This window comes from Cryptosporangium phraense, from assembly GCF_006912135.1.
Lineage (GTDB): Bacteria > Actinomycetota > Actinomycetes > Mycobacteriales > Cryptosporangiaceae > Cryptosporangium > Cryptosporangium phraense.
Genome location: NZ_VIRS01000014.1, coordinates 111,047 through 136,700 on the forward strand (window position 1 = coordinate 111,047; position 25,654 = coordinate 136,700).

The 25,654-nt window shown below is 72.2% G+C and carries 23 protein-coding genes; 15 read left to right on the forward strand and 8 right to left on the reverse strand.

Translation table 11 applies throughout. The annotated features are described in order from the left end of the window. Positions 1–139: 139 nt before the first annotated feature. Positions 140–1,501, forward strand: coding sequence for a cryptochrome/photolyase family protein (locus tag FL583_RS20445; RefSeq protein WP_142706303.1), 1,362 nt, complete (start codon positions 140–142; stop codon positions 1,499–1,501). On the opposite strand, the gene FL583_RS20450 is transcribed toward FL583_RS20445, so the two are convergent. Beyond that, positions 1,488–2,408, reverse strand: coding sequence for an aldose 1-epimerase family protein (locus tag FL583_RS20450; RefSeq protein ID WP_170323763.1), 921 nt, complete (start codon positions 2,406–2,408; stop codon positions 1,488–1,490). The genes FL583_RS20445 and FL583_RS20450 overlap by 14 nt on opposite strands. A 78-nt stretch (positions 2,409–2,486) precedes the next feature. On the opposite strand from FL583_RS20450, the gene FL583_RS20455 reads away from it, so the two are divergent. The 3 genes from FL583_RS20455 to FL583_RS20465 are packed head-to-tail and all read left to right on the forward strand — an operon-like array spanning position 2,487 to position 5,069. Further along, entirely contained in the window at positions 2,487–3,092 is a 606-nt protein-coding gene (locus FL583_RS20455) for a UdgX family uracil-DNA binding protein (protein WP_142706305.1), read from the forward strand. Positions 3,093–3,143: 51 nt separating this feature from the next. After that, positions 3,144–4,079 carry a quinone oxidoreductase family protein gene (locus FL583_RS20460; RefSeq protein WP_142706306.1) on the forward strand — a complete coding sequence of 312 codons (936 nt, stop codon included), beginning with the start codon at positions 3,144–3,146 and terminating at the stop codon, positions 4,077–4,079. Between the two features lie 12 nt (positions 4,080–4,091). Then, positions 4,092–5,069 carry a quinone oxidoreductase family protein gene (locus tag FL583_RS20465; protein ID WP_142706307.1) on the forward strand — a complete coding sequence of 326 codons (978 nt, stop codon included), beginning with the start codon at positions 4,092–4,094 and terminating at the stop codon, positions 5,067–5,069. On the opposite strand, the gene FL583_RS20470 is transcribed toward FL583_RS20465, so the two are convergent. Together FL583_RS20470 and pdxH are read right to left on the reverse strand one after the other, a co-directional pair. Continuing rightward, entirely contained in the window at positions 5,050–6,339 is a 1,290-nt protein-coding gene (locus tag FL583_RS20470) for an MFS transporter (RefSeq protein WP_142706308.1), read from the reverse strand. The genes FL583_RS20465 and FL583_RS20470 overlap by 20 nt on opposite strands. Beyond that, positions 6,336–6,956 carry a pyridoxamine 5'-phosphate oxidase gene (gene pdxH, locus FL583_RS20475; RefSeq protein ID WP_142706391.1) on the reverse strand — a complete coding sequence of 207 codons (621 nt, stop codon included), beginning with the start codon at positions 6,954–6,956 and terminating at the stop codon, positions 6,336–6,338. The genes FL583_RS20470 and pdxH overlap by 4 nt, the downstream gene beginning before the upstream one ends. A gap of 294 nt (positions 6,957–7,250) precedes the next feature. Here pdxH and FL583_RS20480 point away from each other — a divergent pair, with 294 nt between their 5' ends. The 3 genes from FL583_RS20480 to sepH all read left to right on the forward strand — a co-directional run bounded on the left by FL583_RS20480 (position 7,251) and on the right by sepH (position 11,301). After that, on the forward strand, positions 7,251–8,357 hold the full coding sequence (locus FL583_RS20480; RefSeq protein WP_142706309.1) for a citrate synthase 2: 1,107 nt from the start codon (positions 7,251–7,253) through the stop codon (positions 8,355–8,357). Positions 8,358–8,451: 94 nt separating this feature from the next. Then, positions 8,452–9,567 carry a phosphoserine transaminase gene (gene serC, locus FL583_RS20485; protein ID WP_142706310.1) on the forward strand — a complete coding sequence of 372 codons (1,116 nt, stop codon included), beginning with the start codon at positions 8,452–8,454 and terminating at the stop codon, positions 9,565–9,567. A 150-nt stretch (positions 9,568–9,717) separates the two neighbouring features. Continuing rightward, positions 9,718–11,301 (forward strand): septation protein SepH, encoded by a 1,584-nt coding sequence (gene sepH / locus FL583_RS42470; protein ID WP_205752305.1) that lies wholly within the window; start codon positions 9,718–9,720, stop codon positions 11,299–11,301. Positions 11,302–11,337: 36 nt separating this feature from the next. Here sepH and FL583_RS20495 read toward each other — a convergent pair whose 3' ends face one another. Continuing rightward, the gene (locus FL583_RS20495; RefSeq protein ID WP_170323764.1) at positions 11,338–12,159 is read right to left on the reverse strand and encodes a thioesterase family protein; all 822 of its coding nucleotides are present in this window, start codon (positions 12,157–12,159) and stop codon (positions 11,338–11,340) included. Between the two features lie 103 nt (positions 12,160–12,262). Here FL583_RS20495 and FL583_RS20500 point away from each other — a divergent pair, with 103 nt between their 5' ends. Then, complete coding sequence (locus FL583_RS20500; protein WP_142706312.1) at positions 12,263–13,255, forward strand: aldo/keto reductase; 993 nt, start codon at positions 12,263–12,265, stop codon at positions 13,253–13,255. On the opposite strand, the gene thpR is transcribed toward FL583_RS20500, so the two are convergent. Next, complete coding sequence (gene thpR / locus FL583_RS20505; protein WP_170323765.1) at positions 13,243–13,770, reverse strand: RNA 2',3'-cyclic phosphodiesterase; 528 nt, start codon at positions 13,768–13,770, stop codon at positions 13,243–13,245. The genes FL583_RS20500 and thpR overlap by 13 nt on opposite strands. 96 nt (positions 13,771–13,866) lie before the next feature. Between thpR and FL583_RS20510 the strand changes: the two genes are divergently transcribed. From FL583_RS20510 to FL583_RS20535, 6 genes are all read left to right on the forward strand, one after another. After that, the gene (locus tag FL583_RS20510; RefSeq protein ID WP_142706314.1) at positions 13,867–14,292 is read left to right on the forward strand and encodes a MarR family winged helix-turn-helix transcriptional regulator; all 426 of its coding nucleotides are present in this window, start codon (positions 13,867–13,869) and stop codon (positions 14,290–14,292) included. Next, positions 14,289–15,566 carry an MFS transporter gene (locus tag FL583_RS20515; RefSeq protein WP_142706315.1) on the forward strand — a complete coding sequence of 426 codons (1,278 nt, stop codon included), beginning with the start codon at positions 14,289–14,291 and terminating at the stop codon, positions 15,564–15,566. The genes FL583_RS20510 and FL583_RS20515 overlap by 4 nt, the downstream gene beginning before the upstream one ends. 67 nt (positions 15,567–15,633) lie before the next feature. Beyond that, entirely contained in the window at positions 15,634–16,026 is a 393-nt protein-coding gene (locus FL583_RS20520; protein ID WP_142706316.1) for a hypothetical protein, read from the forward strand. 44 nt (positions 16,027–16,070) lie between these two features. After that, complete coding sequence (locus FL583_RS20525) at positions 16,071–16,394, forward strand: DUF2530 domain-containing protein (RefSeq protein ID WP_142706317.1); 324 nt, start codon at positions 16,071–16,073, stop codon at positions 16,392–16,394. A 53-nt stretch (positions 16,395–16,447) separates the two neighbouring features. Then, positions 16,448–17,395 carry an ATP-binding cassette domain-containing protein gene (locus FL583_RS20530; RefSeq protein ID WP_142706318.1) on the forward strand — a complete coding sequence of 316 codons (948 nt, stop codon included), beginning with the start codon at positions 16,448–16,450 and terminating at the stop codon, positions 17,393–17,395. Then, positions 17,392–18,219 carry an ABC transporter permease gene (locus FL583_RS20535; protein ID WP_142706319.1) on the forward strand — a complete coding sequence of 276 codons (828 nt, stop codon included), beginning with the start codon at positions 17,392–17,394 and terminating at the stop codon, positions 18,217–18,219. The genes FL583_RS20530 and FL583_RS20535 overlap by 4 nt, the downstream gene beginning before the upstream one ends. On the opposite strand, the gene FL583_RS20540 is transcribed toward FL583_RS20535, so the two are convergent. The 3 genes from FL583_RS20540 to FL583_RS20550 all read right to left on the reverse strand — a co-directional run bounded on the left by FL583_RS20540 (position 18,179) and on the right by FL583_RS20550 (position 24,560). Further along, a complete protein-coding gene (locus FL583_RS20540) occupies positions 18,179–21,472 on the reverse strand; it encodes an ATP-binding protein (RefSeq protein ID WP_170323766.1) in 3,294 nt (1,097 codons plus the stop codon). The two genes, FL583_RS20535 and FL583_RS20540, sit on opposite strands and share 41 nt — an antisense overlap. A 75-nt stretch (positions 21,473–21,547) precedes the next feature. Next, on the reverse strand, positions 21,548–22,282 hold the full coding sequence (locus tag FL583_RS20545; protein ID WP_142706321.1) for a DedA family protein: 735 nt from the start codon (positions 22,280–22,282) through the stop codon (positions 21,548–21,550). Between the two features lie 79 nt (positions 22,283–22,361). Continuing rightward, complete coding sequence (locus FL583_RS20550; protein WP_142706322.1) at positions 22,362–24,560, reverse strand: MMPL family transporter; 2,199 nt, start codon at positions 24,558–24,560, stop codon at positions 22,362–22,364. A gap of 264 nt (positions 24,561–24,824) precedes the next feature. Here FL583_RS20550 and FL583_RS20555 point away from each other — a divergent pair, with 264 nt between their 5' ends. Next, the gene (locus FL583_RS20555) at positions 24,825–25,415 is read left to right on the forward strand and encodes a TetR/AcrR family transcriptional regulator (protein ID WP_170323767.1); all 591 of its coding nucleotides are present in this window, start codon (positions 24,825–24,827) and stop codon (positions 25,413–25,415) included. Positions 25,416–25,654 lie beyond the last annotated feature (239 nt).

Genomic DNA, 25,654 nt, shown 5'->3' on the forward strand with positions numbered 1-25,654 from the left:
AGCGCCGCACGTCCCGGAGTGCCGACCAGGCGGGGGAGGCCTCCTCCGTCCGGTCATTTCTGCAATTCGTAACGTGAGCGTTACTCGGAGTAGCTGTCTCGACTCGCGCGATCGGTGCGTCCGGGTGAAGATCGGGCGCATGTCGCCAACGGTCTTCTGGTTCCGTCGTGACCTGCGCCTGTCCGACAACCCGGCGCTGCTGGCCGCCGTGAGCGCGGCCGGCGACGACGGGGTGCAGCCGGTATTCGTGCTGGACCCGGTGCCGTTCCGGGCGTCCGGCGGCCCGCGGACGAGCCACCTGGCGCGGTCGCTCCGGGCGCTCGACGAATCGCTCGGCGGCCACCTGGTGATCCGCCACGGCAAGCCGGAGGAGGAGATCCCGCGGCTGGTGGCCGAGATCGGCGCCGAGGAGGTGCACATCGCCGCCGATTACGGCCCGTACGGCGCGGCCCGCGACCAACGGGTCGAGAAGGCGCTGGCGAGCCACGGGGCCACGCTGCACCGCACCGGCTCCCCGTACGCGATCGCGCCGGGCCGCATCCGGAAGCCCGACGACACGCCCTACCGGGTCTTCACCCCGTTCTCCCGGGCCTGGCGCGAGCACGGGTGGCGCGCGCCGGTGGCCGCGCCGAAGAACGCGAACTGGCGGAAGGCCAAGTCGGGCGGCCTGCCGGACGTCCCCGACCTGCCCGACGTCGACCTGCCCGAGGCCGGTGAGGACGCCGCCCGGAAGCGGTTCGCCGACTTCCTGGACGACGGGCTGGCGGGTTACGCGGACGAGCGGAACCGGCCAGACCGCGACGGCACCTCGCGCATCTCGGTCAACCTCAAGTACGGCGAACTGCACCCGCGGACGATCCTCGCCGAGCTGGCGAAGCGCCGGGGCTCGGGCGCCGACACGTTCCGCAACGAGATCTGCTGGCGGGAGTTCTACGCCGACGTCGTGTTCCACCGTCCGTCGAGCCTGTGGGAGTCGCTGGACCAGCGGGTCGGGAGCATCCACACCGACTCCGGGAAGTCGGCCGACGCGAAGTTCGAGGCCTGGGCGGCCGGCCGCACCGGCTTCCCGATCGTCGACGCCGGGATGCGACAGCTGCTCGAGATCGGCTGGATGCACAACCGGGTCCGGATGATCACCGCGTCGTTCCTGGTGAAGGATCTGCACCTGCCGTGGCAGCGGGGGGCCGCGCACTTCCTCGACCACCTGGTCGACGGGGACTACGCCAGCAACAACCACGGCTGGCAGTGGGTGGCGGGCACCGGCACCGACGCGGCCCCGTACATCCGGGTGTTCAACCCGGTGACCCAGGGCAAGAAGTTCGACCCGGAGGGCGGGTACGTCCGCCGCTGGGTGCCGGAGCTGGCCGACGTTTCCGGGGCCGCGGTCCACGAGCCCTGGACCCTGGAAACCCAGCCCGAGGGCTACCCGGAACCGATCGTCGACCACGCGGCGGAGCGCCAGGAGACGCTCCGCCGCTTCGAGGCGGTCAGAGGGGCCTGACGCCCCAGGTACCGGTCCATTTTTCGCCCGGAGCCAGCGTGATCAGGCCCTCGCCGGAGTTGAACGCGTCCGGCGGGCACGTCATCGGCTCCACCGCCACCGCGTGGTTCGCGACACCGCTCGGCCCGATCCCGTTGTAGGCCTGCACCCAGCCGAACGACGAGTCCTGCCAGAGCTGCCCGCCGCGGCCCTCGGCGTCCACCAGTTCGCTGACCGCGAGGGAGTCCGAACCGCGCTCGGTGACGACGAACGGGGTGTCGAGCGAGACGCCGCCGAGCGTGCGGCCCGACCGGAAGTCCCACTCGGTGCCGGTCACGTCCTCGAGTTCGCCGGTCGGCAGCAGCCGGTCGTCGACGAGGACCCGCTTCCCGGCCGGCAGCGTCAGCGTGGCCGCGTCGAGCGCTTCCCCGCCGATCGTCAGGAACGGGTGGATGCCGAGCCCGAACGGCGCCGGGGTCGGACCGGCGTTGACCGCCTGGTGCTCGACCTTCAACCCGTCCTTGCCCAGCGAGTAGTGCACCCGCAGCACGAGCGCGAACGGGTAGCCCGGACGCGGCTGGATCGTGCGGGCCAGCGTCACCGCGGTGGGGGTGTGGTCCATGCGGTCCCACAGCTCCCAGCGGACCAGGCCGTGGATCGCGGTGCGCTTGTCGGTCTCGTCCCAGCCGAGCTTGTGGTCGCGGCCGTCGAACGTGTACTTGCCGTCCCTGATCCGGTTGGGCCACGGAGCGAGGATCTGCCCGACACCCTTCGACGCCATCGCGTCAGCCGGATATCCGGCCAGGACGTCTCGTCCGTTCACCGTGTACTCGCGGATACCACCACCGATCTCGACCAGCGTCACACGCTGGGTACCCGCCTCGATCGTCCACTGATGTCCGGACGGGGTGTTCCACCGCGCCGTCATCGCGCCTCCACATCGTCGGGGGCCAGTCATACCAATAGGAATGCATACTGCACTCCATCCGGGGCACGATATCGGGCGATGGACGCCAGCACTCTCATCCCCGCCCAAGCGGACCTCTCTGCCCTCAAGTCGGCGGCCGCGGGCTGTACCGCGTGCGAGCTCCACGCTCCGGCGACCCAGACCGTCTTCGGCAGCGGCAACCCGGACGCGAAAGTGCTGCTCGTGGGCGAACAGCCGGGTGACGTCGAGGACCAGAAGGGCGTCCCGTTCGTCGGTCCGGCGGGCAAGCTGCTGCAGCGCGCGGTCGCCGAAGCGGGGTTCCCGGCCGGTGCGGTGTACGTCACGAACGCGGTGAAGCACTTCCGGTTCGAGCTCCGCGGTAAGCGACGCATCCACCAGACCCCGCTGCCCGAGCACATCAAGGCCTGCAATCCGTGGGTGCGGGCCGAGATCGCCGCCGTGCGGCCTCAGATCGTGGTCTGCCTGGGCGCCACCGCGGTGAAGGCGCTGCTCGGCTCGCAGTACCGGGTCACCAGGGACCGCGGTCACCTGATGCCGTACGAGAACATCCAGGCGCTGATCACGATCCACCCGTCGGCGATCCTGCGGATGCCCGACGACGCCCGCGAGCAGGGCTACGCGGATCTGGTGCGCGATCTGAGCGTCGTCGTCCAGGCCGTGTAATCTCCCCCTCACTGGTAGGGAATGCGGCCGCAACCGGCTTACGCTGGTGCGATGCGCGACTACGCGATCGTGGTGCAGTCGAATGGCCTGGCGCCCGAGCCGATCGAGATCCCGCCGCCCGGCCCGGGCGAGGTCCGGATCCGGCAGACCGCGGTCGCGCTCAGCTTCGCTGACCTCCGGGCCCGCTTATCGACGGTTCCCGGGAGCTCGGCGGTCGGCGTCGTGGAGGCGGCGGGGCGGCGGGCCGGGTTCGCGGTGGGGGAGCGCGTCGCGTACGCGGCCGGGCCGCCGGGCGCCTACGTGTCGGTGCGCAACGTCCCGGCCACCGCGGTCGTCCCGGTTCCGGACGCGATCTCCGACGAGGACGCGGCCGCGGTCCTCGACAAGGGCCTGCTGGCCTGGGCGCTGCTCCGCCAGGTATATCCGGTGCAGGCCGGCGAGACCGTCGTGTTCCACGCCGCGGCCGGCGGCGTCGGCCTGCTGGCCGGGCAGTGGCTGAGCCACCTGGGCGCCCGGGCGATCGGCACGGTCGGGTCGGCCGACAAGGTGCGGCTCGCGGTCGAGAACGGCTACGACGAGGTCGTCCTCTACCGCACCGACGACCTCGCGGCCCGCGCCCACGACCTGACCGACGGCGCCGGGGTGCCGGTCGTCTACGACCCGATCGGTGCGGCCACGTTCGAGATGTCGCTGGCCGCGCTGCGGCCCCGCGGCCTGCTGGTCTCGTTCGGCGCGATCTCCGGCCCGGTCACCGGCGTCGACCTGTCGGCGTTGGAGGGCTCCCTGTCGGTCGTCCGTCCGCGGCTGGCCGACTACCTTCCGGACGCGACGACGCTGCGCGCCGCCGCGTCGGAGCTGTTCGGTCTCGTCGACGCCGGGGTGATCCGGCCCAACCTGCGTCAGCGGTTCGATCTGGCGGACGCCGGGAAGGCCCAGGAAGCACTCGAATCGCGGGCGACGGTCGGGGCTACGGTGCTCCTACCGTGACAGGAGGCAGACATGGCTGAGCGCGCCATCCGCATCTACGAGACCGGCGGCCCCGAGGTGATGCGGCACGAGGAGCTCGAGCTGCCGCCGCCCGGCCCGGGCGAGGTGCGGATCCGGATCACCGCGGCCGGTCTGAACTTCCGCGACACCTATGAGCGCACCGGCCTCTACCAGGTCGAGCTGCCGACCGGGCTCGGCGGCGAGGCGGCCGGCGTCGTCACCGACGTCGGCGAGGGCGTCACCGGCCTGGCGCCGGGTGACCGGGTGGCCCACGCGACCGGGCCGCTGGGCGCGTACGCGACCGCGCAGAACGTCCCGGCGAGCTGCCTGGTGCCGGTCCCGGGCGGCGTGACCGACGAGGCCGCCGCCGCGGTGCTGCTCAAGGGGCTCACCGTCTGGTACCTGCTGCGCCGCACGTACCCGGTGCAGTCGGGCGAGACCGTGCTGTTCCACGCGGCCGCGGGTGGCGTCGGGCTGATCGCCGGGCAGTGGCTGCGCCACCTCGGCGTCCGGGCGATCGGGACGGTCGGCAGCGACGACAAGGCGAAGCTGGCGATCGAGAACGGCTACCAGGAGACGATCCTGTACCGGTCTCTCGACGTCGCGAAGCGGGTTCGGGAGCTCACCGACGGCGCCGGCGTGCCGGTCGTCTACGACTCGGTCGGCGCCGAGACGTTCGAGAACTCGCTCGACTGCCTGCGCCCGCGCGGGCTGATGGTGTCGTTCGGCAACTCGTCCGGGCCGGTGACCGGCGTCAGCCTGGGCATTCTGGCCGCCAAGGGGTCGCTGTACGTGACCCGTCCGACGCTCGGCACCTACGTCGCCGACCCGGAGGAGCTGCGCTCGGCCGCGGCCGAGCTGTTCGGGCTGGTCGAGTCGGGCGTGATCGACCCGAACATCGGCCAGCGCTTCCCGCTGGCCGACGCGGCCGACGCCCACCGGGCGCTGGAGTCGCGGGCGACGACCGGCTCTACGGTGTTGATCCCGTAGTCGTGCCGTCGTAGCGCCAGAATTTCGGCACCGACACCGCCAGCACCGCGACCAGCACGACGCAGAGCAGGCCGCCACCGACCCAGGCCACGGTCGGACCGAGCCAGGACTCGGTGGCGCCGGCTCGCAGGTCGCCCAGGCGCGGACCGCCGGCCACCACGACCGTGAACACGCCCTGCATCCGGCCGCGCATCTCGTCCGGGGCGTAGACCTGCAGGATCGTCTGCCGGTAGACGGCCGAGACCAGGTCCGAGGCCCCGGCCACGGCCAGCAGCACGACGGCGAGCCAGAGGTTGCGGGCCAGCCCGGCGGCGGCGACCGCGACCCCCCAGCCCATCACCGCGAGCGTCAGCGCAACGCCCTGGCGCCGCACCCGCCCGATCCACCCGGACGAGAGACCGGCCAGCACCGAGCCGATCGCGGTCGCCGCGAACAGCCACCCGACCGCGGCCCCGCCGCCGAACCAGTCGTCGGCGACCTGCGGGAACAGCGCGCGGGGCATCGCGAACACCATCGCGATGATGTCGACCGCGAACGACATCAGCAGCACCGGCTTGAGCACGATGAACGCCAGCCCCTGGCCGACCGCACGTAGCCCGGGGCTGACCCGCTCGCCGGTCGGCTCCAGGTGCGGCAGCCGGAAGGCAGCGTAGAGCGCCATCGTGAACAGCACCGCGTCGACGCCGTAGGCCACCGCGTACGACCAGCGGGCCAGCACGACGCCGGCCAGCAGCGGCCCGACGACCGTGCCGAAGTTGCTCGCGGTGAAGTTGAGCGTGTTCGCCGCCGGCACCTGCTCGCGCGGAACCAGCCGGGGGATGATCGCGCTCCGGGTCGGCCCGCTGACCGCGAACCCGGCCGACTGCACCGCGGTGAGCGCGAGCAGCAGCCAGGCGCTGTCGACGCCGGCCAGCGCCTGGACGACGAGCGCACAGGTCGCGACCCACAGCACGACCGACGAGATCAGCAGCAGCGTGCGCCGGTCGACGGCGTCCGCGACCGCGCCGCCCCAGAGCCCGAACAGGATCAGCGGGATCAACGCGGCCAGGCCGAGCATGCCGACCCAGAACGACGAGCCGGTGATCGCGTACATCTGTACGGGAACCGCGACCGCGGTCACCTGGTAGCCGATGAACGAGACGCTCTGCCCGGTGAACAGCCGCCGGTACGGCCCGAGCTTCAGCGGGGTGGTGTCGACGAGGATCCGGCGCCAGCGGGGCAGTTCCTTCGGGGGAGCGGCCGCGACCTGGGTCTCTTCCGGAGAGCTCACGGGCCCAGCCGTTCGACGACCCAGGTCTCGCCGTCCCGGCGGTAGCGCAGCCGGTCGTGCAGCCGGTCGGGGCGGCCCTGCCAGAACTCGACCGTGTACGGCACGACCCGGAACCCGCCCCAGGTCGCCGGGCGGGGGACGTCGTCGGGGTGCTCGGCGGCCAGGGCGGCCTCGGCGTTCTCCAGCGCGGCCCGGTTCGGCACCACGCGCGACTGCGGGCTGGCCGCCGACCCGAGCTGCGACCCGCGCGGCCGGGTGCGCCAGTAGGCGTCGGACTCGGCCTCGTCGACCCGGTGGACGATGCCGGCGACGTTCACCTGACGCTGCAGTGGGTGCCACGGGAACAGCAGCGTGGCCCGCGGGTTCTCGGTGAGCTCCCGGCCCTTGCGCGAGGTGTAGTGGGTGAAGAATTCCAGCCCGTGCTCGGTGGCGTCCTTGAGCAGCACCGTGCGGGCGCTGGGCGTCCCGTTCGCGGCCGCGGTGGCCACGATCATCGCGTTCGGCTCGACGATCTCCGAGGCCACGGCGGCCTCGGCGAACCACAGGCTGAACTGCGCGAACCAGGTGTCGGCCAGCGACTCCTCGGAGAGGGCGGCCCGGTCGTATCCCACGCGCATCCCGCCGACCTGTGACAGGTCCACTTTTCCTCCGCCCCGGGCACGATTTTCATGGCCCACGCAACCATATGCGGGTCTTACGGCTTCATGACCGTGATATGTCCCCGTCGTGTCGTCCAAGGATGTGGGCTGCGACACGATCACAATGGGCTTGGAGCGGTCTTCCCTCGCGGACCACCCGGGAACGGTAGGAAGATGGCAGAAACGTTCCCGACTGGTGGTCGGCTACCGCCTGCCGCCGGTCGAGCCGGCCGGGGCGTACCGCCACCGAAGACCACTGGGAGCTGAGCCAGCATGTCGGACTTCAAACCGGGGCTCGAAGGCGTCATCGCCTTCCACACCGAGATTGCGGAGCCGGACCGGGACGGGGGCGCGCTGCGGTACCGCGGCGTGAACATCGAGGACCTGGTCGGGAAGGTTTCTTTCGGGAACGTCTGGGCGCTGCTGGTCGACGGGAAGTTCGGCCCCGGTCTCCCGCCGGCCGAGCCGTTCCCGGTGCCGGTGCACTCGGGTGACATCCGCGTCGACGTGCAGGCCGCGATCGCGATGCTGGCGCCGTACTGGGGCCTCAAGCAGCTGATCGACATCGGCCCCGAGCAGGCCCGCGAAGACCTGGCCCGCATCTCGGTCACCGCGCTCTCGTTCGTCGCCCAGTCGGCTCGCGGCATCGGCCTGCCCGCCGTCCCGCAGCGGGAGATCGACAAGGCGCAGACGATCGTCGAGCGGTTCATGATCCGCTGGCGCGGCGAGCCCGACCCGAAGCACGTCAAGGCCGTCGACGCGTACTTCATCTCGGCCGCCGAGCACGGGCTGAACGCCTCGACGTTCACCGCCCGGGTCGCCGCCGGCACCGGGGCCGACTGCGCGGCCTGCATCTCGTCGGCCGTCGGTTCGATGTCCGGACCGCTGCACGGCGGCGCGCCCTCGCGCGTCCTCAAGATGCTCGACGAGGTCGAGAAGTCCGGCGACGCGGACGCGTGGGTGAAGAACGCGCTCGACAAGGGTGAGCGGCTGATGGGCTTCGGCCACCGGGTCTACCGGGCCGAGGACCCGCGGGCCGCGGTGCTGCGGAAGACCGCGAAGGAGCTCGGGAGCGTCCGGTTCGAGGTGGCCGAGGCGCTGGAGAAGGCCGCGCTGGCCGAGCTGCACGCGCGCCGCCCCGACCGGGTGCTGGCGACGAACGTCGAGTTCTGGTCGGCGGTCGTGCTCGACTTCGCCGAGGTACCGGCGCACATGTTCACGTCGATGTTCAGCTGCGCGCGGACGGCCGGCTGGTCGGCGCACGTGGTCGAGCAGAAGAACCTGAACAAGCTGGTACGCCCGTCGGCGCTCTACACCGGCCCGGGCCCCCGCAAGCCCGAAGAGGTCGAGGGCTGGGACACGATCAAGCGCAGCGAGTAAGCCGTACGGTTCTGAGGGCGGGCGCCGAACCGGCGGCCCGCCCTCAGCGTTTTTCCACCGAACCCCGAACCCCGAACCCCCACGAAGGAGCACCGTGAGCGTCACGATCCCCGCCGAGTTGCTGCCGGCCGACGGACGGTTCGGCTCCGGCCCCTCGAAGGTGCGCGCCGAGGCCGTGGACGCGCTCGTCGCGACCGGCCGTAGCTTCCTCGGCACCTCGCACCGGCAGGCGACCGTGAAGAACCAGGTGGGGCGGCTGCGGGCCGGGCTGAGCGAGCTGTTCCGGCTCCCCGACGGGTACGAGGTCGTGCTCGGCGTCGGCGGCACCACGGCGTTCTGGGAGGCCGCGGTCTTCGGGCTGATCCGCGACCGCGGCCAGTTCCTCTCCTTCGGAGAGTTCGGCTCGAAGTTCGCCAAGGCCGCGAAGATCGCGCCGTTCCTGGGCGACCCGACGATCATCGAGTCCGCGCCCGGCGACGCTCCGGTGTTCGAGCCCGAGGGCGGCGTCGACGTCTACGCGACCCCGCACAACGAGACCTCGACCGGCGTCGCGATCCCGGTGTCGCGGGTGCCCGGCGATCACCTGATGCTGCACGACGGAACGTCCGCGGCGGCGGGACTCCAGGTCGACGTCGCTCAGTCGGATGTGTACTACTTCGCGCCGCAGAAGGGGCTGGGCAGCGAGGGCGGGCTCTGGCTCGCGATCATGTCCCCGGCCGCGCTGGCCCGGGTCGACGAGATCAGCGCGTCCGGGCGGTACATCCCGGCGTTCCTCGACCTGGTCACCGCGATCGACAACTCGCGCAAGGACCAGACCTACAACACCCCGGCGCTGACGACGATCTTCCTCGCCGCCGAGCAGGTGGACTGGTTCAACGAGCAGGGCGGTCTGGCCTGGACGACCGCGCGCACCGCGGAGTCGGCCCGCACGCTCTACGAGTGGGCCGAGGCGTCGGCGTTCGCGACCCCGTACGTCAAGGACCCGGCCAAGCGGTCGAACGTCGTCGGCACGATCGACTTCGACGAGCCGGTGGACGCGACCGCGGTCGCGAAAGCCTTGCGGGCCAACGGGATTCTCGACACGGAGCCGTACCGGAAGCTCGGTCGGAACCAGCTGAGGATCGCGATGTTCCCGGGCATCGACCCGGCCGACATCGCGGCCCTGACGGCCTGCATCGACTACACCGTGAGTGCACTCGCGACCCGCTGACGGCGCGTCGGGGCGGACAAACTGGACGTATTGGTCGTACCGTAGGACTTGCCGGAGAACGGCGCGCCCGTACGGCGTGGTATGCGGGGCATACGAGCCCTGCCGTCGTATGGTGGGCACGCTCGCCGGTGTCTGGAGAGGGAGGTCGCAATGCGACCGTTGCGGTTCGTCGCGCTCTCCGCTGACGGGCAGGCCATGATTCTGACCGACGAGGTCGGGCGGATGCTTTCGCTCGCCATCGACGACCAGGTGATCGCCGCCGTTCAGCGAGAGCGATCCGGTACACCCGGTCAGCTATCGATGGATGTGGAGGCGACACTGACTCCGCGCGACATTCAGTCCAGGATCCGATCCGGCGAGTCGGCCGAGCACGTGGCCCGACTCGCGAACGTTCCGATGGAGAAGGTCCTGCGCTTCGCCGGGCCCGTGCTCCAGGAGCGGGCCGCGATGGCGCAGCTCGCTCGCCGTACCCGGCTGCGGGGCGCCGACAGCGGTCAGACCCTGGCCGACGTCGTCGACGGGCGCCTCCGTGCGCACGGCGTCGACGTCGAGACCGTGGCCTGGGACAGCTACCGGCGCGACGACGGCGGCTGGCGCACGACCGCGACCTGGCCGTCCGGTAAGGCAACCGCGCACGCGATCTGGGACCTCGACCGGAGCCGGTCGATGGTCACCCCGGTCGACGAGATGGCGAACTTCCTGTCCGGCGAGCAGGATCTGCTGATCGCGCCGGACGAGCAGATGTTGCCGTTCGGCATCCGGGCCGGTCAGCTGCCCGACGACGCCGACCCGAAGGAAGGCCCGGTCGTTCCGGCGCTCTCGATGCTGCGCAGGCGCGACGAGCGCCGTCGGGACGAGCCCGCGGCGGCGGCCGCGGCCGCGGAGGCGGCGGCCGCGTCGGCACCGGCTCGGGAGGTACCCCGGGAGCTCCCGCGCGAGGGCCGCGGCGACCTGCGCCAGGCTGCCCGAGACAGTGGCCGTGGCCGCGCGCTCGACCCCCGCTTCGACGATCTCCGCGCTCCGCGCCGCCCGGACGTCCACCCCGGACTGTCGGCGCCCGGCCTACCGGCACCCGGCGAGCAGGCCCCCGGTGGGGCTCGCCCCGGCGCCCCGGCCGGACCTGGCGTGCCGGGTCCGGGTACGCCCGGGCCTGGTCTGCCCGCGGCCGGTCTCTCGGCCCCGGCGATGCCGGGCACGCCCGCGGCCGGAGCGCCGAACCCGCCGGGCGTCGGTTCGCCCGGTCCGGCCGGTCGGCCGGGGCTCGCTGGGCCCGTGAACCGGCCCGGCGTTCCGAACCGGCCCGGTATCCCCGGGACGGGGCTGCCTCCGGCTGCTGCCCCCGGTGCGCCGGATCAGAGCGAAGGCACCGCTCCGGCGGCGTCCGGACGGGACGGTCTGCGCGGTGCGGGCTGGCTCGACGATCCCCGCCCGGCGAGCGGGGCGCGCCCGGACGAGGTCCGTCGCCCGGACCCGTGGGGCGACGACCCCCGACGTCCGGCCGGCCGTCGCGGTGACGTGCCCGCCGAGGCGGCGCCGACCAGCGGCGGTGGCAGCGGCATCACCGGGCGCAGCGACTGGCGGGAGCGACTCGACCCGACCGGCGTCGGCACCCCGCCGACCGGCCAGTCCGGCCGTCCGGAGCCGCCCAAGTCCGGCAGCGGCCGGGGCCGCAAAGCCGATCTCCCGAGCTGGGACGACATATTGTTCGGCAGCGGAGCCCGTAGAGGCTCCTGAACTCCGGAAGGCCCGCGCGAAGCGCGGGCCTTCTTGTTACTCCTCGTCCTCTTCCGGCTCGGGAGGGAGCGGGACTCGGGGGATGCGGGCGATCTGGCGGGACTGCGCGACCAGGCGGCCGGCCGAGTCGCGGATCGTGCAGTCCTCGTCGAACCAGCCCGACGCGAGCACGCGCCCGCGCAGCTCGGCCCGGAGCCAGCCCGGCGCCGGCAACACCCGCAGATACGTCGTCATCTGCACGGTCGGCGCCCAGCCGTAGCGCCCGAGCGTGAACGTCACCGGCGGGAACGCGTCGGCGGCCAGGAGGCATACCAGCGGGTCGGGATCGCGCCCGTCGACCATCCTCGCCCACCCCCGCAGCGCCATGCTCCCGTCCGGCCGCCCGCGCACCACGTTCGCGAACTCCGGCGCCAGCCGGACGTCGACGTGGTCCATCAGCGCGAGGTTCGTGTCGGGCAGGACGTCCGACCGGATCCGGGTGCACTGGTCGGGCGACGGCAGCTCGATCGGCGGCGCGAGGTCGAGATCGGGGTTGTTGGAGTCGAGCGTGCTGGTCACCACCGACGACACGAGCACCGGTTGGCCGTCCTGGATCAGCGTCGCCCGGCTGGTACCGACCGTCTTGCCGGTACGCAGGCGCTCGACGACGATCTCCGCCTCACCGGCGTGCGGGGCGGTCAGGAAATCCGTCGTCACGGCCACCGGGTGCGGGTGACCCTCGGCCGCGAGAACCGCTCTCACCACGGGAAGCTGCAGGTAACCCCCGTTGAGCGAAGAACCGATCGCCCAACCGCCGTCGATGAGTGTTGCGTACCGATCAGGCCCGGTCTCCCGGATCTCGGTATGAATCTCCAGCACGACCCCCACCCTGCCAGAGTTCGGCACCGCCGTTGTGGAAAGGCGGGTCCGCCGCCCGTGTGAAAGGTTTGGTGAGGCAACGAATCCGGTACTGGAGGTCAGCATGCAGTACGTCCGCCTGGGTCGGTCCGGCCTGCGCGTCAGCCGCATCTGTCTCGGCACGATGAACTTCGGGCCCGAGACGTCTGAACAGGACAGCCACCGGATCATGGACACCGCCCATGACCACGGGATCAACTTCTTCGACACCGCGAACGTCTACGGCCGCCAGCAGGGCGAGGGCGTCACCGAGAAGATCATCGGCAACTGGTTCGCCTCCGGCGGGGCCCGGCGCGAACGTACGGTGCTCGCCACCAAGCTCTACGGCGCGATGGGCGAGTGGCCCAACCAGGGAAAGCTGTCGGCGCTCAACATCCGGCGCGCCTGCGACGAGTCGCTCCGACGGCTCCAGACCGACTACATCGACCTGTACCAGATGCACCACGTCGACCGGGACACGCCCTGGGACGAGATCTGGGAGGCGATGGACGTCCTTCGTCAGCAGGGCAAGATCCTCTACGTCGGGTCGAGCAACTTCGCCGGCTGGCACCTCGTGCAGGCGCAGGAAGCGGCCAAGTCCCGGCACTTCCTCGGGCTGGTCAGCGAGCAGTCGTACTACAACCTGATGAACCGCTGGATCGAGCTCGAGGTGCTGCCGGCCGCGCGCGAGTACGGCATCGGCGTGATCCCGTGGTCGCCGCTGGAGGGCGGCCTGCTCTCCGGGGCCTTGCGCAAGCAGCGCGAGGGCACCGGCTCCCGGAGCAACTCGGGGCGCTCGGCCGCCGGGCTGGAGAAGAACCGGACGGCGATCGAGGCCTACGAGAAGCTCTGCGCCGACCTCGGGCACGACCCGGCCGAGGTCGGGCTGGCCTGGCTGCTGGCCCAGGACGGCGTCACCGCGCCGATCGTCGGCCCGCGCACCGGCGAGCAGTTCGACAGCGCGCTGCGCGCGCTCGACCTCACGCTCGAGGAGAGCACGCTCACCGCGCTCGACGACCTGTTCCCGGCCCCGTTCCCCAACCCGGGTAAGCCGGCCCCGGAGGCCTACGCCTGGTGAACCACCCACGAGTCGAGTGACTCGTAGCGGACCCCCTGGGCCCCGGTCGTGCTGCTCATCAGGTGGTAGCGGTCGGCGGCCCAGGTCGGTCCGCGGTAGGTCCGCAGGCGGTCGACGTCCTCGCGGAGCTCGTCCCTGGTGATCCGCGCCCGCGGCCGGGCCAGCGTCAGATGCGGCTGGTACGGACGCGGCTCGGCCTCGACCCCGAGATGCCGACGCAGCACCTCCGCGTTGTGGGCCAGCGCTCCCACGTCACCCGCGACGCCGGCCCAGAGCACCCGCTCGCCGAAGCGTCCGGCCCCGGCCAGCGCGAGCGGGCCACTCCGCGCGTCCCCGGCCGCGGCCGCGAGCCGGCCGAACACCGGCTCCGACACCTCGCCCAGGAACACCAGCGTCAGGTGCCAGCGCTCGGGCGGTTCGAGCACCCCCGCGCGCACCACGTGCAGGCCGTCGATCGCCTCGCGCAGATGGTCGACGGCTTCCGGCGGCGGCAACACCGCGACGAACAGACGCACGCCACACAGTTTCTCACTGGCGGAATGCCGCGAATCGCGAGATCGTTACCAGAGGTAATGAGTTGAGCGGCACAACTGAGGAGGCCCCGAGCGGGCATGCTCCATTACGAAGACCTCGCGGCGGACGTCCGGTCCACGACCGGTCGCTTCTTCCGTCGCCTACGGGCCGAGCGCCCCGCGCACGGCCTGACCATGACCCAGATCTCCGCGCTGTTCTCGATCTCGAAGGCCGAGGGCGGCCTGACCCCCCGGCAATTGGCCGAGATCGAGCGCGTTCAACCCCCGGCCGCCACCCGCACGGTCGCCGCCCTCGAGGACCGCGGGCTGATCCGCCGGGCCCCGCACCCCACCGACGGACGCCAGATCGTCCTGTCGACGACCCCGGCCGGCGACGCGCTGATCGTCGCCGACCGGCAGGCCCGCGAGGCCTGGCTGGCCGCGCGCCTGGCCGAGCTCGACGAGTCCGACCGGGAGGTCCTGCGCGCCGCGGTGACGATCCTCGACCGGCTGGCCCGCGCATGAGCCCGGCCCTCCGGACGATGGTCTCGTCGCTGCGCGTCCGTAACTACCGCCTGTTCGCCGGCGGCCAGATCATCTCGCTGACCGGCACCTGGATGCAGACGACGGCCCAGGACTGGCTCGTCCTCGACCTCTCCCACAACTCCGGCACCGCGCTCGGCGTGATCACCGCGCTCCAGTTCACCCCGGTGCTCCTGCTGACGCTCTGGGCCGGCGCGCTGGCCGACCGGCTCGACAAGCGCAAGGTGCTGCTCGCGACCCAGCTCGCGTCGATGCTGCTCGCGCTGGGCATGGGTGCGCTCGTCGTCACCGGTAGCGCCCAGCTCTGGAACGTCTACGTGTTCGCGCTGCTGCTCGGCACCGTCAACGCGTTCGACACCCCGGTCCGGCAGTCGTTCATCTCCGAAATGGTCGGACCGGACCGCCTGCCGAACGCGGTCTCGCTGAACTCGGCGACGTTCAACTCGGCCCGTCTGCTCGGCCCCGCGGTCGGTGGTCTGGTGATCGCCGCGGTCGGCGTCGGACCGGCGTTCCTGATCAACGGCGCCACCTACGTGGCGGTGCTGGTCGGCCTGCTCGCGATGCGCTCGTCCGAACTGATCACCGCGACCCAGGTGGCGCGGGCCCGCGGCGGGGTCATGGAAGGCCTCCGTTTCGTCCGCGGCCGCCGGGACCTGCTGCTGGTCATCGCGATGATGTCGGTCCTCGGCACGCTCGGCATGAACTTCAACCTGACGCTCCCGCTGCTGGCCAAGGTCGAGTTCGACGTCGGTCCGGCGTCGTTCGGTCTGCTCTCGACCGCGTTCGCGGCCGGCGCGCTGCTCGGTGCCCTCGCCGGGGCCCGGCGGACGACGCGTCCGTCGGCCCGCGTGGTCCTCAGCTGCGCGGCCGCGTTCGGGGTCCTCGAGTGCGCGGTCGCGTTCACGCCGACGTTCGGCCTGGCCTGTGTCGTGCTGCTGTTCGTCGGGCTGGCGTTCATCGCCCACAACAACGCGGCGAACGCCCGGGTGCAGCTCGGCACGCCCGCGCACCTGCGGGGCCGGGTGATGGCGCTGTACATGCTGGTGTTCCTGGGTGGCACGCCGATCGGCTCGCTGATCGTCGGCCCGATCTCGCAGCACTACGGCGCCCGCGTCGGCCTGCTGATCGGTGGGGTGGCGACGCTGCTCGCGGCCGGTTTCCTGGCCTTCGCCCGGACCCGGGCCCGCCGTCGTGGGACCGCGCCGGTCGCCGAACCGGCCAGACCCCGCCCGGCGGAGCTCCCCGCGACCGGGTAACCGGGTGGATCCCCACTGCTACCGTTCGGCGCCAGTCAGGGTCGACCGAAACCGGAGGGATCCACCCATGCCTTTACTGGTCCGGCGCTTCGCGGGTGTGGCGGCGGTCTTGGTGACGCTGGCCACCGTGTCCGCCTGCGGTGGCCTGGGCAGCGACGACGACGACCAGGCGGTCTGCGACTCGGTCAAGGAAGAGCTGCGGTCGGTCACGACCGAGGCCGCGGCCCAGGTCGAGACTCCGGCCGTGGCCTCGGAGACGTACCAGGACGGCGCGGCCCGGGTCCGGGCGTTCGCGAAGAAGGCCCACGGTGACGTCGCCGACGCCTCCTACGACATCGCCGACGCGCTGAACCATCTCGGCGGCCTGCTCGCCGTGGACGGCCCTCCGAACAACCCCGCCACGCTGGACCTCACCGCGCTCAACACGGCCGGCGCGAAGCTCCAGTCCGCCTGCGCGTAGACGCCGCCGTCCGACCGGCGTTTCTCACGCGTTACGCTGCTGATATGGCTCGCCGTCCGTCTCGTCCGACGCCGCAGCCGTTGGACGTCGATGCGGTCAGCGTCGTCACGATCGGCACCGTGCTCTGGGGCGTCGGCTCGCTGGTGCTGGCCACGGTCGCCCGCGGCTGGCTCGAGCGCCATGACGACACCTGGTGGATCTGGACCTGCGTGGCCGGGTTCCTGCTCGGGCTGGTCGGCACGTGGTTCGTCCGTCATCGCCGGTCCCGGCTCGCCCGCGCCGCCGAGGCCCACCCCGAGACCCCGGCCGGCCCCGCGGCGCCCGCGGCTGCCGCGTCCCCATCGAAAGAAGAACCGGCCGGGACCTGAGCCTGTCAGCCGGATGTGCGGAGCCTGACAGCACCGTCGCCGACAGTGGGGTCATGTCCATCGCGATCGAGGCCGAAGGCCTCGTCAAACGGTTCGGGACGACGACCGCGCTCGACGGCGTCGACCTGTCCGTCCCGGCCGGGACGATCCTCGGCGTGCTCGGCCCCAACGGGGCCGGGAAGACCACCGCGGTCCGGGTCCTGGCGACCCTCCTCACGCCCGATGCGGGCTACGCCCGCGTCTGCGGCTTCGACGTCGTCCGCTCACCCGCGGCGGTCCGGTCGCGGATCGCGCTCACCGGTCAGTACGCCTCGGTGGACGAGGACCTGAGCGGCACCGAGAACCTGGTCATGCTGGCCCGGCTGCTCGGCTTCCCGCGCCGGGACGCCAAGGCGGCCGCGCGCGATCTGCTCAGCCGGTTCGCGCTGACCGACGTGGCCGGCCGCTCGGTGAAGACGTACTCGGGCGGAATGCGTCGACGGCTCGACCTGGCCGCCAGCCTGGTCGGCGACCCGGACGTCCTCTACCTCGACGAGCCGACCACCGGCCTCGACCCGCGCAGCCGGGGCGAGGTCTGGGACACGATCCGCGGGCTCGTCGCCGACGGGGTGACCGTGCTGCTCACCACCCAGTACCTCGACGAGGCCGACCAGCTGGCCGACTCGATCGCGGTGATCGACCGCGGGCAGCTCATCGCGACCGGCACGCCCGACGAACTCAAGGCACAGGTCGGCGACCAGACGATCGAGGTGCGGCCGGTCGACCCGGGCCGGCTGGAGGAGGTCGCGGCGATCGTCGCCTCGGTCACCCGGGTCGAGCCGGCCCGGGACCTCGCCCGGTCGCTGGTCACCGCCCCGGTGGTCGAGCCGGCCATGCTCGCCGACGTCGTCCGGCGCCTGGACGACGCCGGGATCGTGCCCGGTGAGCTCGGCCTGCGCCGGGCCAGCCTGGACGAGGTGTTCCTGACGCTCACCGGTCACCCGGCCGAGGAGGCAGCATGACGGCGACGCTGGCCGCGCCCGCGGTCTACCGATCCGAGCCGCCGCGTCCGCCCCGGATCGGCCCGCTCCGGACGATCGGTCAAGGGCTCACGCTCACCTGGCGCAACCTGCTCAAGATCAAGCACTCGCCCGAGCAGCTGCTCGACCTGACGCTGCAGCCGATCATCTTCGTCGTGCTGTTCGTCTACCTGTTCGGCGGGGCGATCGCCGGCGACCAGCACACCTACCTGCAGTTCGTGCTGCCGGGGATCCTGGTCCAGACGATCGCGTTCGCCAGCCTCGGCATCGGCACCGGGCTCTCCACCGACCGGCAGTCGGGCGTGTTCGACCGGTTCCGGACGATGCCGATCGCCCGCTCGGCGCCGCTGATCGGCGCGGTGCTCGGGGACGTCGTCCGGTACGTCGTGTCGGTCGCGATCGTGCTCGGCTTCGGGGCGCTGATCGGGTTCCGCATCCAGACCGACCTGCTCTCGACGCTGGCCGCCTGCGGGCTCGTGCTGGTGTTCGCGTTCGGGCTGTCGTGGCCGATGGCGCTGATCGGGCTGCTGCTGAAGAACCCGCGGACCGTGCAGGGCATCGGCGCGTCGCTGATGTTCCCGCTGACGTTCGGCAGCAACCTGCTCGTGGAGACCAGCACGATGCCGGGCTGGCTGCAGGCCTGGGTGAAGATCAACCCCGTGTCGTTCGTGGTCGAGGCCACCCGCGGGCTGCTGCTGGGTCAGGGGCCGGTGGCCGCGCCGGCGGCCAGGACGCTGCTCGCGGTCGCGGTGCTGTGCGCGGTGTTCATCCCGCTGTCGCTGGCGGTGTATCGCCGGCGGACGTGAGGAGCCGGTGGGCCACCTTGGGGATGTCGTCCCGGGCCAGCTGTTCGCCCTCCCGGTAGCGCGCCTCGAACTGCTCGGCGCCCAGCGCGTCGCCGGCCCCCGTCCGGGTACGGGCGACGTCCGGGCTGCCGAGGTCGGGTAGCCCGCGGATCGTCGCGGCCGCGCCGAGCAGCACGGCGGCGCTGCCCGGGTCGCCGAGCGCCAGCACCACCGCGGCGGCCGAGTCCACCGCGCCACCGAGGATCGGCGAGTCCCGGGACTCCTCGGCGACGTCCAGCGCCTCGTGGGCGTTCTCGCGGGCCTCGTCCAGCCGGCCGACGTCGAGAAGGACGTAGCAGTAGTCGGCGAGCAGCAGCGACTTGATCTGCGGCGGCCCGTAGGGGTTGGCCCGGTAACGGGCCAGCTCGGCGGTCAGGATCTCGGCGGCCGCCTCGACGTCGCCGAACAGCCGGCGGATGCTGCCCTCGATCGCGCTGAGGAACCCGCGGACGTGCACGTCGTCGCCCAGGTGCGCGAACATCGCCCGGGTCTCGTCGACGTACTGCTGGGCCCGCTCCTCGTCGCCGACGCGGGCCCACTCCAGCGCCAGCCAGAGCAGCACCCGGGGCTGGTCGTCGAGCCCCTGCAGCTCCGTGAGCAGCACGTTGGCTTCCTCGAGCGCGTCGATCGCCCCCGCGTGGTCGCCGCGCAGCGCCTTGATGCTGGCCAGCGCGCCCAGCGCGGCTCCCCGGCCCCAGCGGTCGCCGATCACCGTGAACTCGGCCCGGGCCTGTTCGAGCAACGGCTCGACAAGGTCGATGTTGCCGTCGTTCTCACGCAGCTGGGCCTCGAGGAACAGCGCCAGCGCCCGGATCCACGGGTCGTCGCTGGCCCGGGCCCGCACCAGGGCCGCGGGCACCCGCTCGTTCTCCTCGGCCAGGAACGCGAGGATCGTGTCGGCGAGCACCAGGACCGGGTGCGAGTTCGGGTCGGTGGCGAACGGGGCGATCTCGGCCGCGGTGCGCTTGGCCCGCTCCCGCGCGACCTCGTAGTCCTGGCCCATCCCCATCTCCGACAGCCCGGCGAACGCGGCGATGATCGCCCGGTCGACCGGGTCGACGTCGTCGGCCAGCGGCAGCACCGCCTTGGTCCAGCGGGCGACCTCCTGGTGGGCCCCGCGGAGCGCGAGGTACCAGGTCAGCGAGGCGGCGATGTGGACCGCGGCCGCGCCCCGGCGCTGGTCGATGGCCCAGCGCATCGCGGCCGAGATGTTCTCGTACTCGATGGTCAGCCGGGCCGTCCACTCGGCCTGCTCGGCCGTGCGGAGCTTGGGCTCGGACTTCTGGACGAAGTCCTCGTAGTAGTCGAGCAGCGCGTCCCGGACGGCGACGGCCTCGCCCGCGTCCTCGAGCCTCTCGGCGCCGTAGGCGCGGACGGTCTCGAGCATGCGGTAGCGCGGTGGCCCGGTGTCGAAGGCGTCGACCGGGTCGACGGTCTCGACCAGCGACTTGTCGACCAGCGAGGCGAGCGTGTCGAGCACCTCGCCGGCCGGGAGCACCGCGTCGTCGGCGCACACCTGCTCGGCCGCTTCCAGCGTCGCGCCGGCCGGGAAGATCGAGAGCCGCCGCCAGAGCGCCTGCTCCCGGACGTTGAGCAGGTCCCAGCTCCAGGCGACGACCGCGCGGAGCGTCTGGTGGCGGGGGAGCGCGGTGCGGCTGCCGCCGGTGAGCAGCCGGAACCGGTCGCCGAGCCGGTCGGCCAGCTGCTCCGGCGTCACCGAGCGGAGCCGGGCGGCGGCCAGCTCGAGCGCGAGCGGCATCCCGTCCAGGCGGCGGCAGATCTCGACGACCGCGTCGACGTTCTTCGGGTCGAGCGCGAACCCGGAACGCACCGCCGCGGCCCGGTCGACCAGGAGCTGCACGGCCGGGTAGCGCGCGGCCTGGGCCGGCGTCACCTTGCCGTCGGGCGGGAGCGCGAGGCTCGGCACCGGGTGCAGGTGCTCACCCGGGACGCCGAGCGGCTCCCGGCTGGTGGCCAGGATCCGCAGCTCCGGGCAGTCGAGCAGCAGCGAGTGGGCCAGCTCGGCCACGGCCGAGATCAGGTGCTCGCAGTTGTCGAGGACGAGCAGCGTCGGGCCCGCGCTCAGCGCCTTCGTCACCAGGACCAGCACGTCCTGGGGCGGCGGCGAGTCGACCCGGTCGAGCATGCTGCCCTGCCGCCGGCCGAGCGTGTTGAGGATCGTCTGCGGTACCTCGCCGCCGTCGCCGACCGGCGCGAGACCCACCATCCAGACGCCGCCGGGGCTGCGGTCGGCGAGCCGGGCCCCCGACTCCTCGGCCAGCCGCGTCTTCCCGGCCCCGCCCGGGCCGATCAGCGTCACCAGCCGTTCGGCCGCGAGTAGCTCGGCGACTTCGGCCAGCTCGTCGCGTCGGCCGACGAAGCTCGTCAGCTGCGGCCGCAGGTTGTTCCGGGAAGCGGGGGCCGGGGCGGGAGCGGGGGCCGGGGGCTTCGGCGGGGCCTTGCGGGGGGTGTGGCCGTTGGGGGAGGTCGGGCCGCCGAGCACCGTGGCGTGGGCGGCGGAGAGCACCGGGCCGGGGTCCATGCCGAGCTCGTCGGCCAGCCGTCGCCGGATCCGGTCGTAGGTGGCCAGCGCCTCGGCCTGCTGGGACGACCCGTTGAGGGCCAGCATGAGCTGCGCGTGCGGCCGCTCCCGCAGCGGGTGCTCGGCGGTCAGCGCCTCCAACTCGGCGACGACGTCGGGGTGCCGATCGAGCGCGAGGTCGGCGTCGATCCGGTCTTCCAGCGCGGCCAGGCGGGCGTTGTCCAGGCGGGCGGCCGCGGCCGCGCGGAACGGCGCGTCGCCGACGTCGGCCAGTGCCGGGCCGCGCCAGAGCGCCAGCGCCTCCTGCAGCGTGGTGGCCGCGCCGAGCGGGTCGCCGCTGGTCAGCGCCCGGCGTCCGGCACCGGCCAGACGCTCGAAGCGGTGGGCGTCGACGGCATCGGGCGGGAGGGCCACCCGGTAACCGGCCGGGACCGACTCGATCAGGCCCTCGGGGAGCGTCCGGCGCAGGCGGCTGACCAGGGACTGCAGCGCGTTGACGGCCCCGGACGGCGGATCGTCGCCCCAGACCGCGTCGACGAGCGCGCCGACCGTGACCAGGCGTCCGGCGTCGAGGGCGAGACGGGCCAGGACGGCACGCAGCCGCTGGCCACCGACCGGGACGCGGACGTCGCCCTTCGTGACCTCGACTGCACCGAGCAGCCCGATTTGCACTGTGAAAGCACCTCCGCCGTCCCGACCGCTCCTCATTCTCCGCCTGCCGTCACGCCGGGCGCGACTGAGATGCGGTCAGGGTCGGCGCGGGTCCGTCCGCCGCCGGGGGCGGACGATGCCGACCGAGCCCGCCGGGCTCACCGGCCCGACGCTACCGGGGTCGTAGACGTCGTCGGCGTGAGGCGTGGGTTCCTCGTCGGTGGTGGCGCGGTGCGCCGCGCGGCGGCGACGGAGGCGGACGGCCCAGGCGACGACCAGGATCAGCGCGACGACGACGATCCCGGTGTTGCCCATGACCTCCTCCACCCGGTGGTACTGGTCGGCCGCGAAATAGCCCAGTACCGGGCACCCGACGCCCCATAACAGGCAGCCGGCGAAACTCGCGGCGAGAAACGTCGGATAGGGCATCAGCGAGACCCCGGCCGCCCCCGGGGTCACCGTCCGCAGGAAGGGTAGGAAGCGGCTGACGACCACGACGAGCCACCCCCGGCGCCGGAGCGTAGCGCCGGCGCGGTCGATCTGAACCCGGCGGCGGCGCAGGAGCCGGCCCTCGAGCAGCGCCGGACCGAACCGCCGGCCGAGCAGGTAACCGGTGGAGTCACCGGCCCAGGCGGCCAGGACCAGCAGCGGGACGACCAGTTGCAGGGAGAGCTGGTGCTGCCCGGCGAGGACACCGGCGACGATCGCCGCGGTCTCGCCGGGCAGGAACATGCCCAGCAGGATCGCGGTCTCGGAGAACACGACCGCGACGATCAACGCGTAGAGGACGGGGCTACGGAGGTCGGTCACCAGGGCGACGACCGTGTCCATTCATCCTCCTTCGCGCCGCCGGACGCCGCTAACAGCGTCCGGCGACGAGTTCCCTAGATCAAGGTGTTTATCCGGGGATTCACCCCACGGGGACCGGTTCGCGCTGCTCCTCGGGACGCTCCGGCTGGACCGGCTCGTCGGCCGGCTCCACCGTGAGGTGCGGCAGCCAGCGGTCCAGCCACTTCGGAATCCACCAGTTGCCGGCTCCGAACCAGTGCATCAGCGCAGGCACGAGCAGCGTCCGCAGGATGAACGCGTCGATGAAGACGGCGCTCGACAATCCGATGCCGAACTCGGCGATCACCCGCTGGCCCTCGAAGATGAACGCGCCGAAGACGAAGATCATGATCGTCGCCGCGGCGGTGATCACCCGCCCGGTGCTGGCCTGGCCGACCGTCACCGCCCGGCGGTTGTCGCCGGTGTGCACCCACTCCTCGTGCATCCGGCTGACCAGGAACACCTGGTAGTCCATCGACAGGCCGAACAGGATCGCCAGCATCATCACCGGCAGGAACGCCTCGACCGGCCCGGCCGCGCCGATGTTCAGCGCGTCCGCGCCCCAGCCCCACTGGAACACCGCCACGATGACGCCGAACGACGCGGCCGCGGCCAGCACGTTCATGATCGCCGCGGTCAGGGGCACGAGCAGGCTGCGGAACGCGACCATCAGGAGCAGGAAGCCGAGCGCGATGATCACGCCGAGGAACAGCGGCAGCTTGCCGGTGAGCACGTCGGCGAAGTCGTCGAAGATCGCGGTCGAGCCTCCGACGTAGACCTGGATCGTGTTGCCCTGCTCGACGTCCGGCACCACGTCCTCGCGGAGGTGCTTGATGAGGTTGCTGGTCTCCTCGGACTGGGGTGACGTGGTCGGGATCACCTGGACGATGCCGAGGTCGGCGCCGGGGGGCGTCGGGAGCGCGACGACGGCGGCGACGCCCTTTTCGTCCTGGACGCGCTGGACGAGCTCGTTGAGTGCGGCCGTGTCGCCGGGCGACTTCAGTTCGGCGACCAGCTGCAGCGGGCCGTTGGAGCCCGGCCCGAAGCCGTCGGCGAGCAGGTCGTAGGCCTTCCGGGTGGTCGAGTCGGCCGGGTCGTTGCCCTGGTCGGACGAGCCGAGCCGCAGCGAGAGCGTCGGGATCGAGAGCACCGCGATCAGCAGGATCGCGATCCCGGCCAGCATCCGCGGACGCCGCTGCACGATCCCGGCCCAGCGGGCCCAGAAGCCGCGGGTGTGGGCCTCGTACGGGCCCTCGGCGGCCAGGCGCTTGCGCTCGCGGCGGGAGAGCACCCGCGTCCCGAAGAACCCGAGCAGCGCGGGGAGCAAGGTGATGGCGCTGGCCACCGAGAACAGCACCACGACGGACGCGGCGACGCCGATGCCGGTGAGGAACGTCAGGCCGAGCACGAGCATGCCGAGCAGCGCGATGCAGACCGTGATGCCGGCGAACACCACCGCGCGACCGGACGTGTTCAGCGCCCGGACCGCGGACTCCTCGACCGACAGCCCGGCCATCAGCCCGTTGCGGTGCCGGGTGACGACGAACAACGCGTAGTCGATCCCGACGCCGAGCCCGATCAGCGCGGCCACCGTCGGCGCGATCGTGCCGATCGTCATGACGTGGCTGAGCAGGATGATCGACGAGGTGCCGACGGCCAGCGCGAGCACCGCGGTGATCAGCGGGATCACCATCGCGAGCAGCGAACCGAACGCGATCAGCAGGATCACCGCCGCGGCCGCGATGCCGTACGCCTCGGAACTGCCCGGCGGAGCCTGGTTGACCTGCTGGATCGCGTTTCCGCCGAGCTCGACGTCGAGACCGTCGGTGCGGGCCTTCTCGGCGGTTTGTATGACCTTGTCGACGTCATCGAGATTCAGGTCGTCGAGCTGGCCCGTGAACGTGACGGTCGCGTAGGCGATCGTGCCGTCCTTGCTGATCTGGGCCGCGCCCTCGGGCGTGTACGGGCTGGTCACCGACGCCACCGAGGGGGCGTTCGAGACCGCCTTCAGCATCCCGTTGATGCGGTCGGTGACGTCGGCGTCCTTGACCGAGCCGCTCTTCGCGTGCCAGACGATCGTGTCCGACTCTCCGGCCGCGTCGGGGAAGGCCTTCTGGAGCAGATCCAGGGCCTTCGTCGATTCAGTACCTGGTAACGCGAAGCTATCGTTGTAAGCGTTTCCGGCGGCCGTTCCCGCGGCGCCGAGCCCGAGCAGGCCCACGACCCAGAGGACCACCACCACGATCCGATGCTGGTAGCACCACCTCGCTAACCCAGCCATCTGCCTCACCCCGCTGCTAATTAATCGGTCGGTCGATTAAATACTAGGGGCAGCCTAAGAAGGCGTGTCAACCGGTGGGTCGTAGGCGTCACACGGATTTCACAGACCTGTCCGCGAGGCGCTGAAGTTCGTACTCTTGGAGCCCGGGGCACGTAGCAGGCATGGCTCCGGGGCTGGCCGGGCCTTCGGGCTGGCCGGGCCTTGGGGCAGGCCGAGCCTCAGGGCAGACAGGGCCTCAGGGCAGGCAGGGGAGAGGAGCGCGACGTGGCGCGTACGGCTGGTAGCACGGCCGAGGGCACCCGGCAGCGGATCCTCGATGCCGCGACCGAGCTGTTCGAGCAGCGCGGCTTCGCCGGCACGTCCATTCGCGACCTGGCCGTGCGGGTGGGCATGACGAAGGCCGCGCTGTACTACCACTTCCCGTCGAAGGAAGAGGTGCTCGAGGCGCTGATCAGGCCGTTCCTCGACGACATGGACCGGATCATCGCGGCGACCGCGGCCGGGCAGTGGTCGCGGGCCGAGCTGGTCAAGCGGCTGATCACGCAGATGAACGACCGCGGCGAGTTCCTCACCGCGGTGCTGAGCGACCCGTCGGTGAAGCACGCGATGTTCGAGCGGCTCGGCATGGCGAACCGGGTCGCGTCGCTGCTGCGGGTGCTGGCCGGGTCCGACGATCCGGTGGCGTTGCTGCGTAGTCGGTGTGCGATGGGGGCGTTGATGTCCGGCCTGATCGGCCACGACGAGCACGACCCGCCGGCCGGCCTCCGCCGCTTGTCGTCCACCGAACAGAACGTGATCTGCCACGCGGTTCTAGCTGTGCTGAACTCGGACGTGGACGAGCCCGCCGCCGTCTGAGCCCCGCCGGCCGCGGGGACGCTGCCGTCGGCGAACCCGGGTGGGGGTCGCCGCGTCCGCGGCGGAAGGTCACGTCGTGGCGGGATCTGTATGGGCGGCGGGAGAGCGCCTCCGGGCCGATCCGCGATCGGCAGCGCGCCGGCACGTGGGCGCGGGTGGGGCAGCACCCCGAAGTGCGTGCAGCATCAGGCCGGTGAGGTCGACCAGCAGTGCCGTTCGCGGCCCCGGACCCGCGTGCG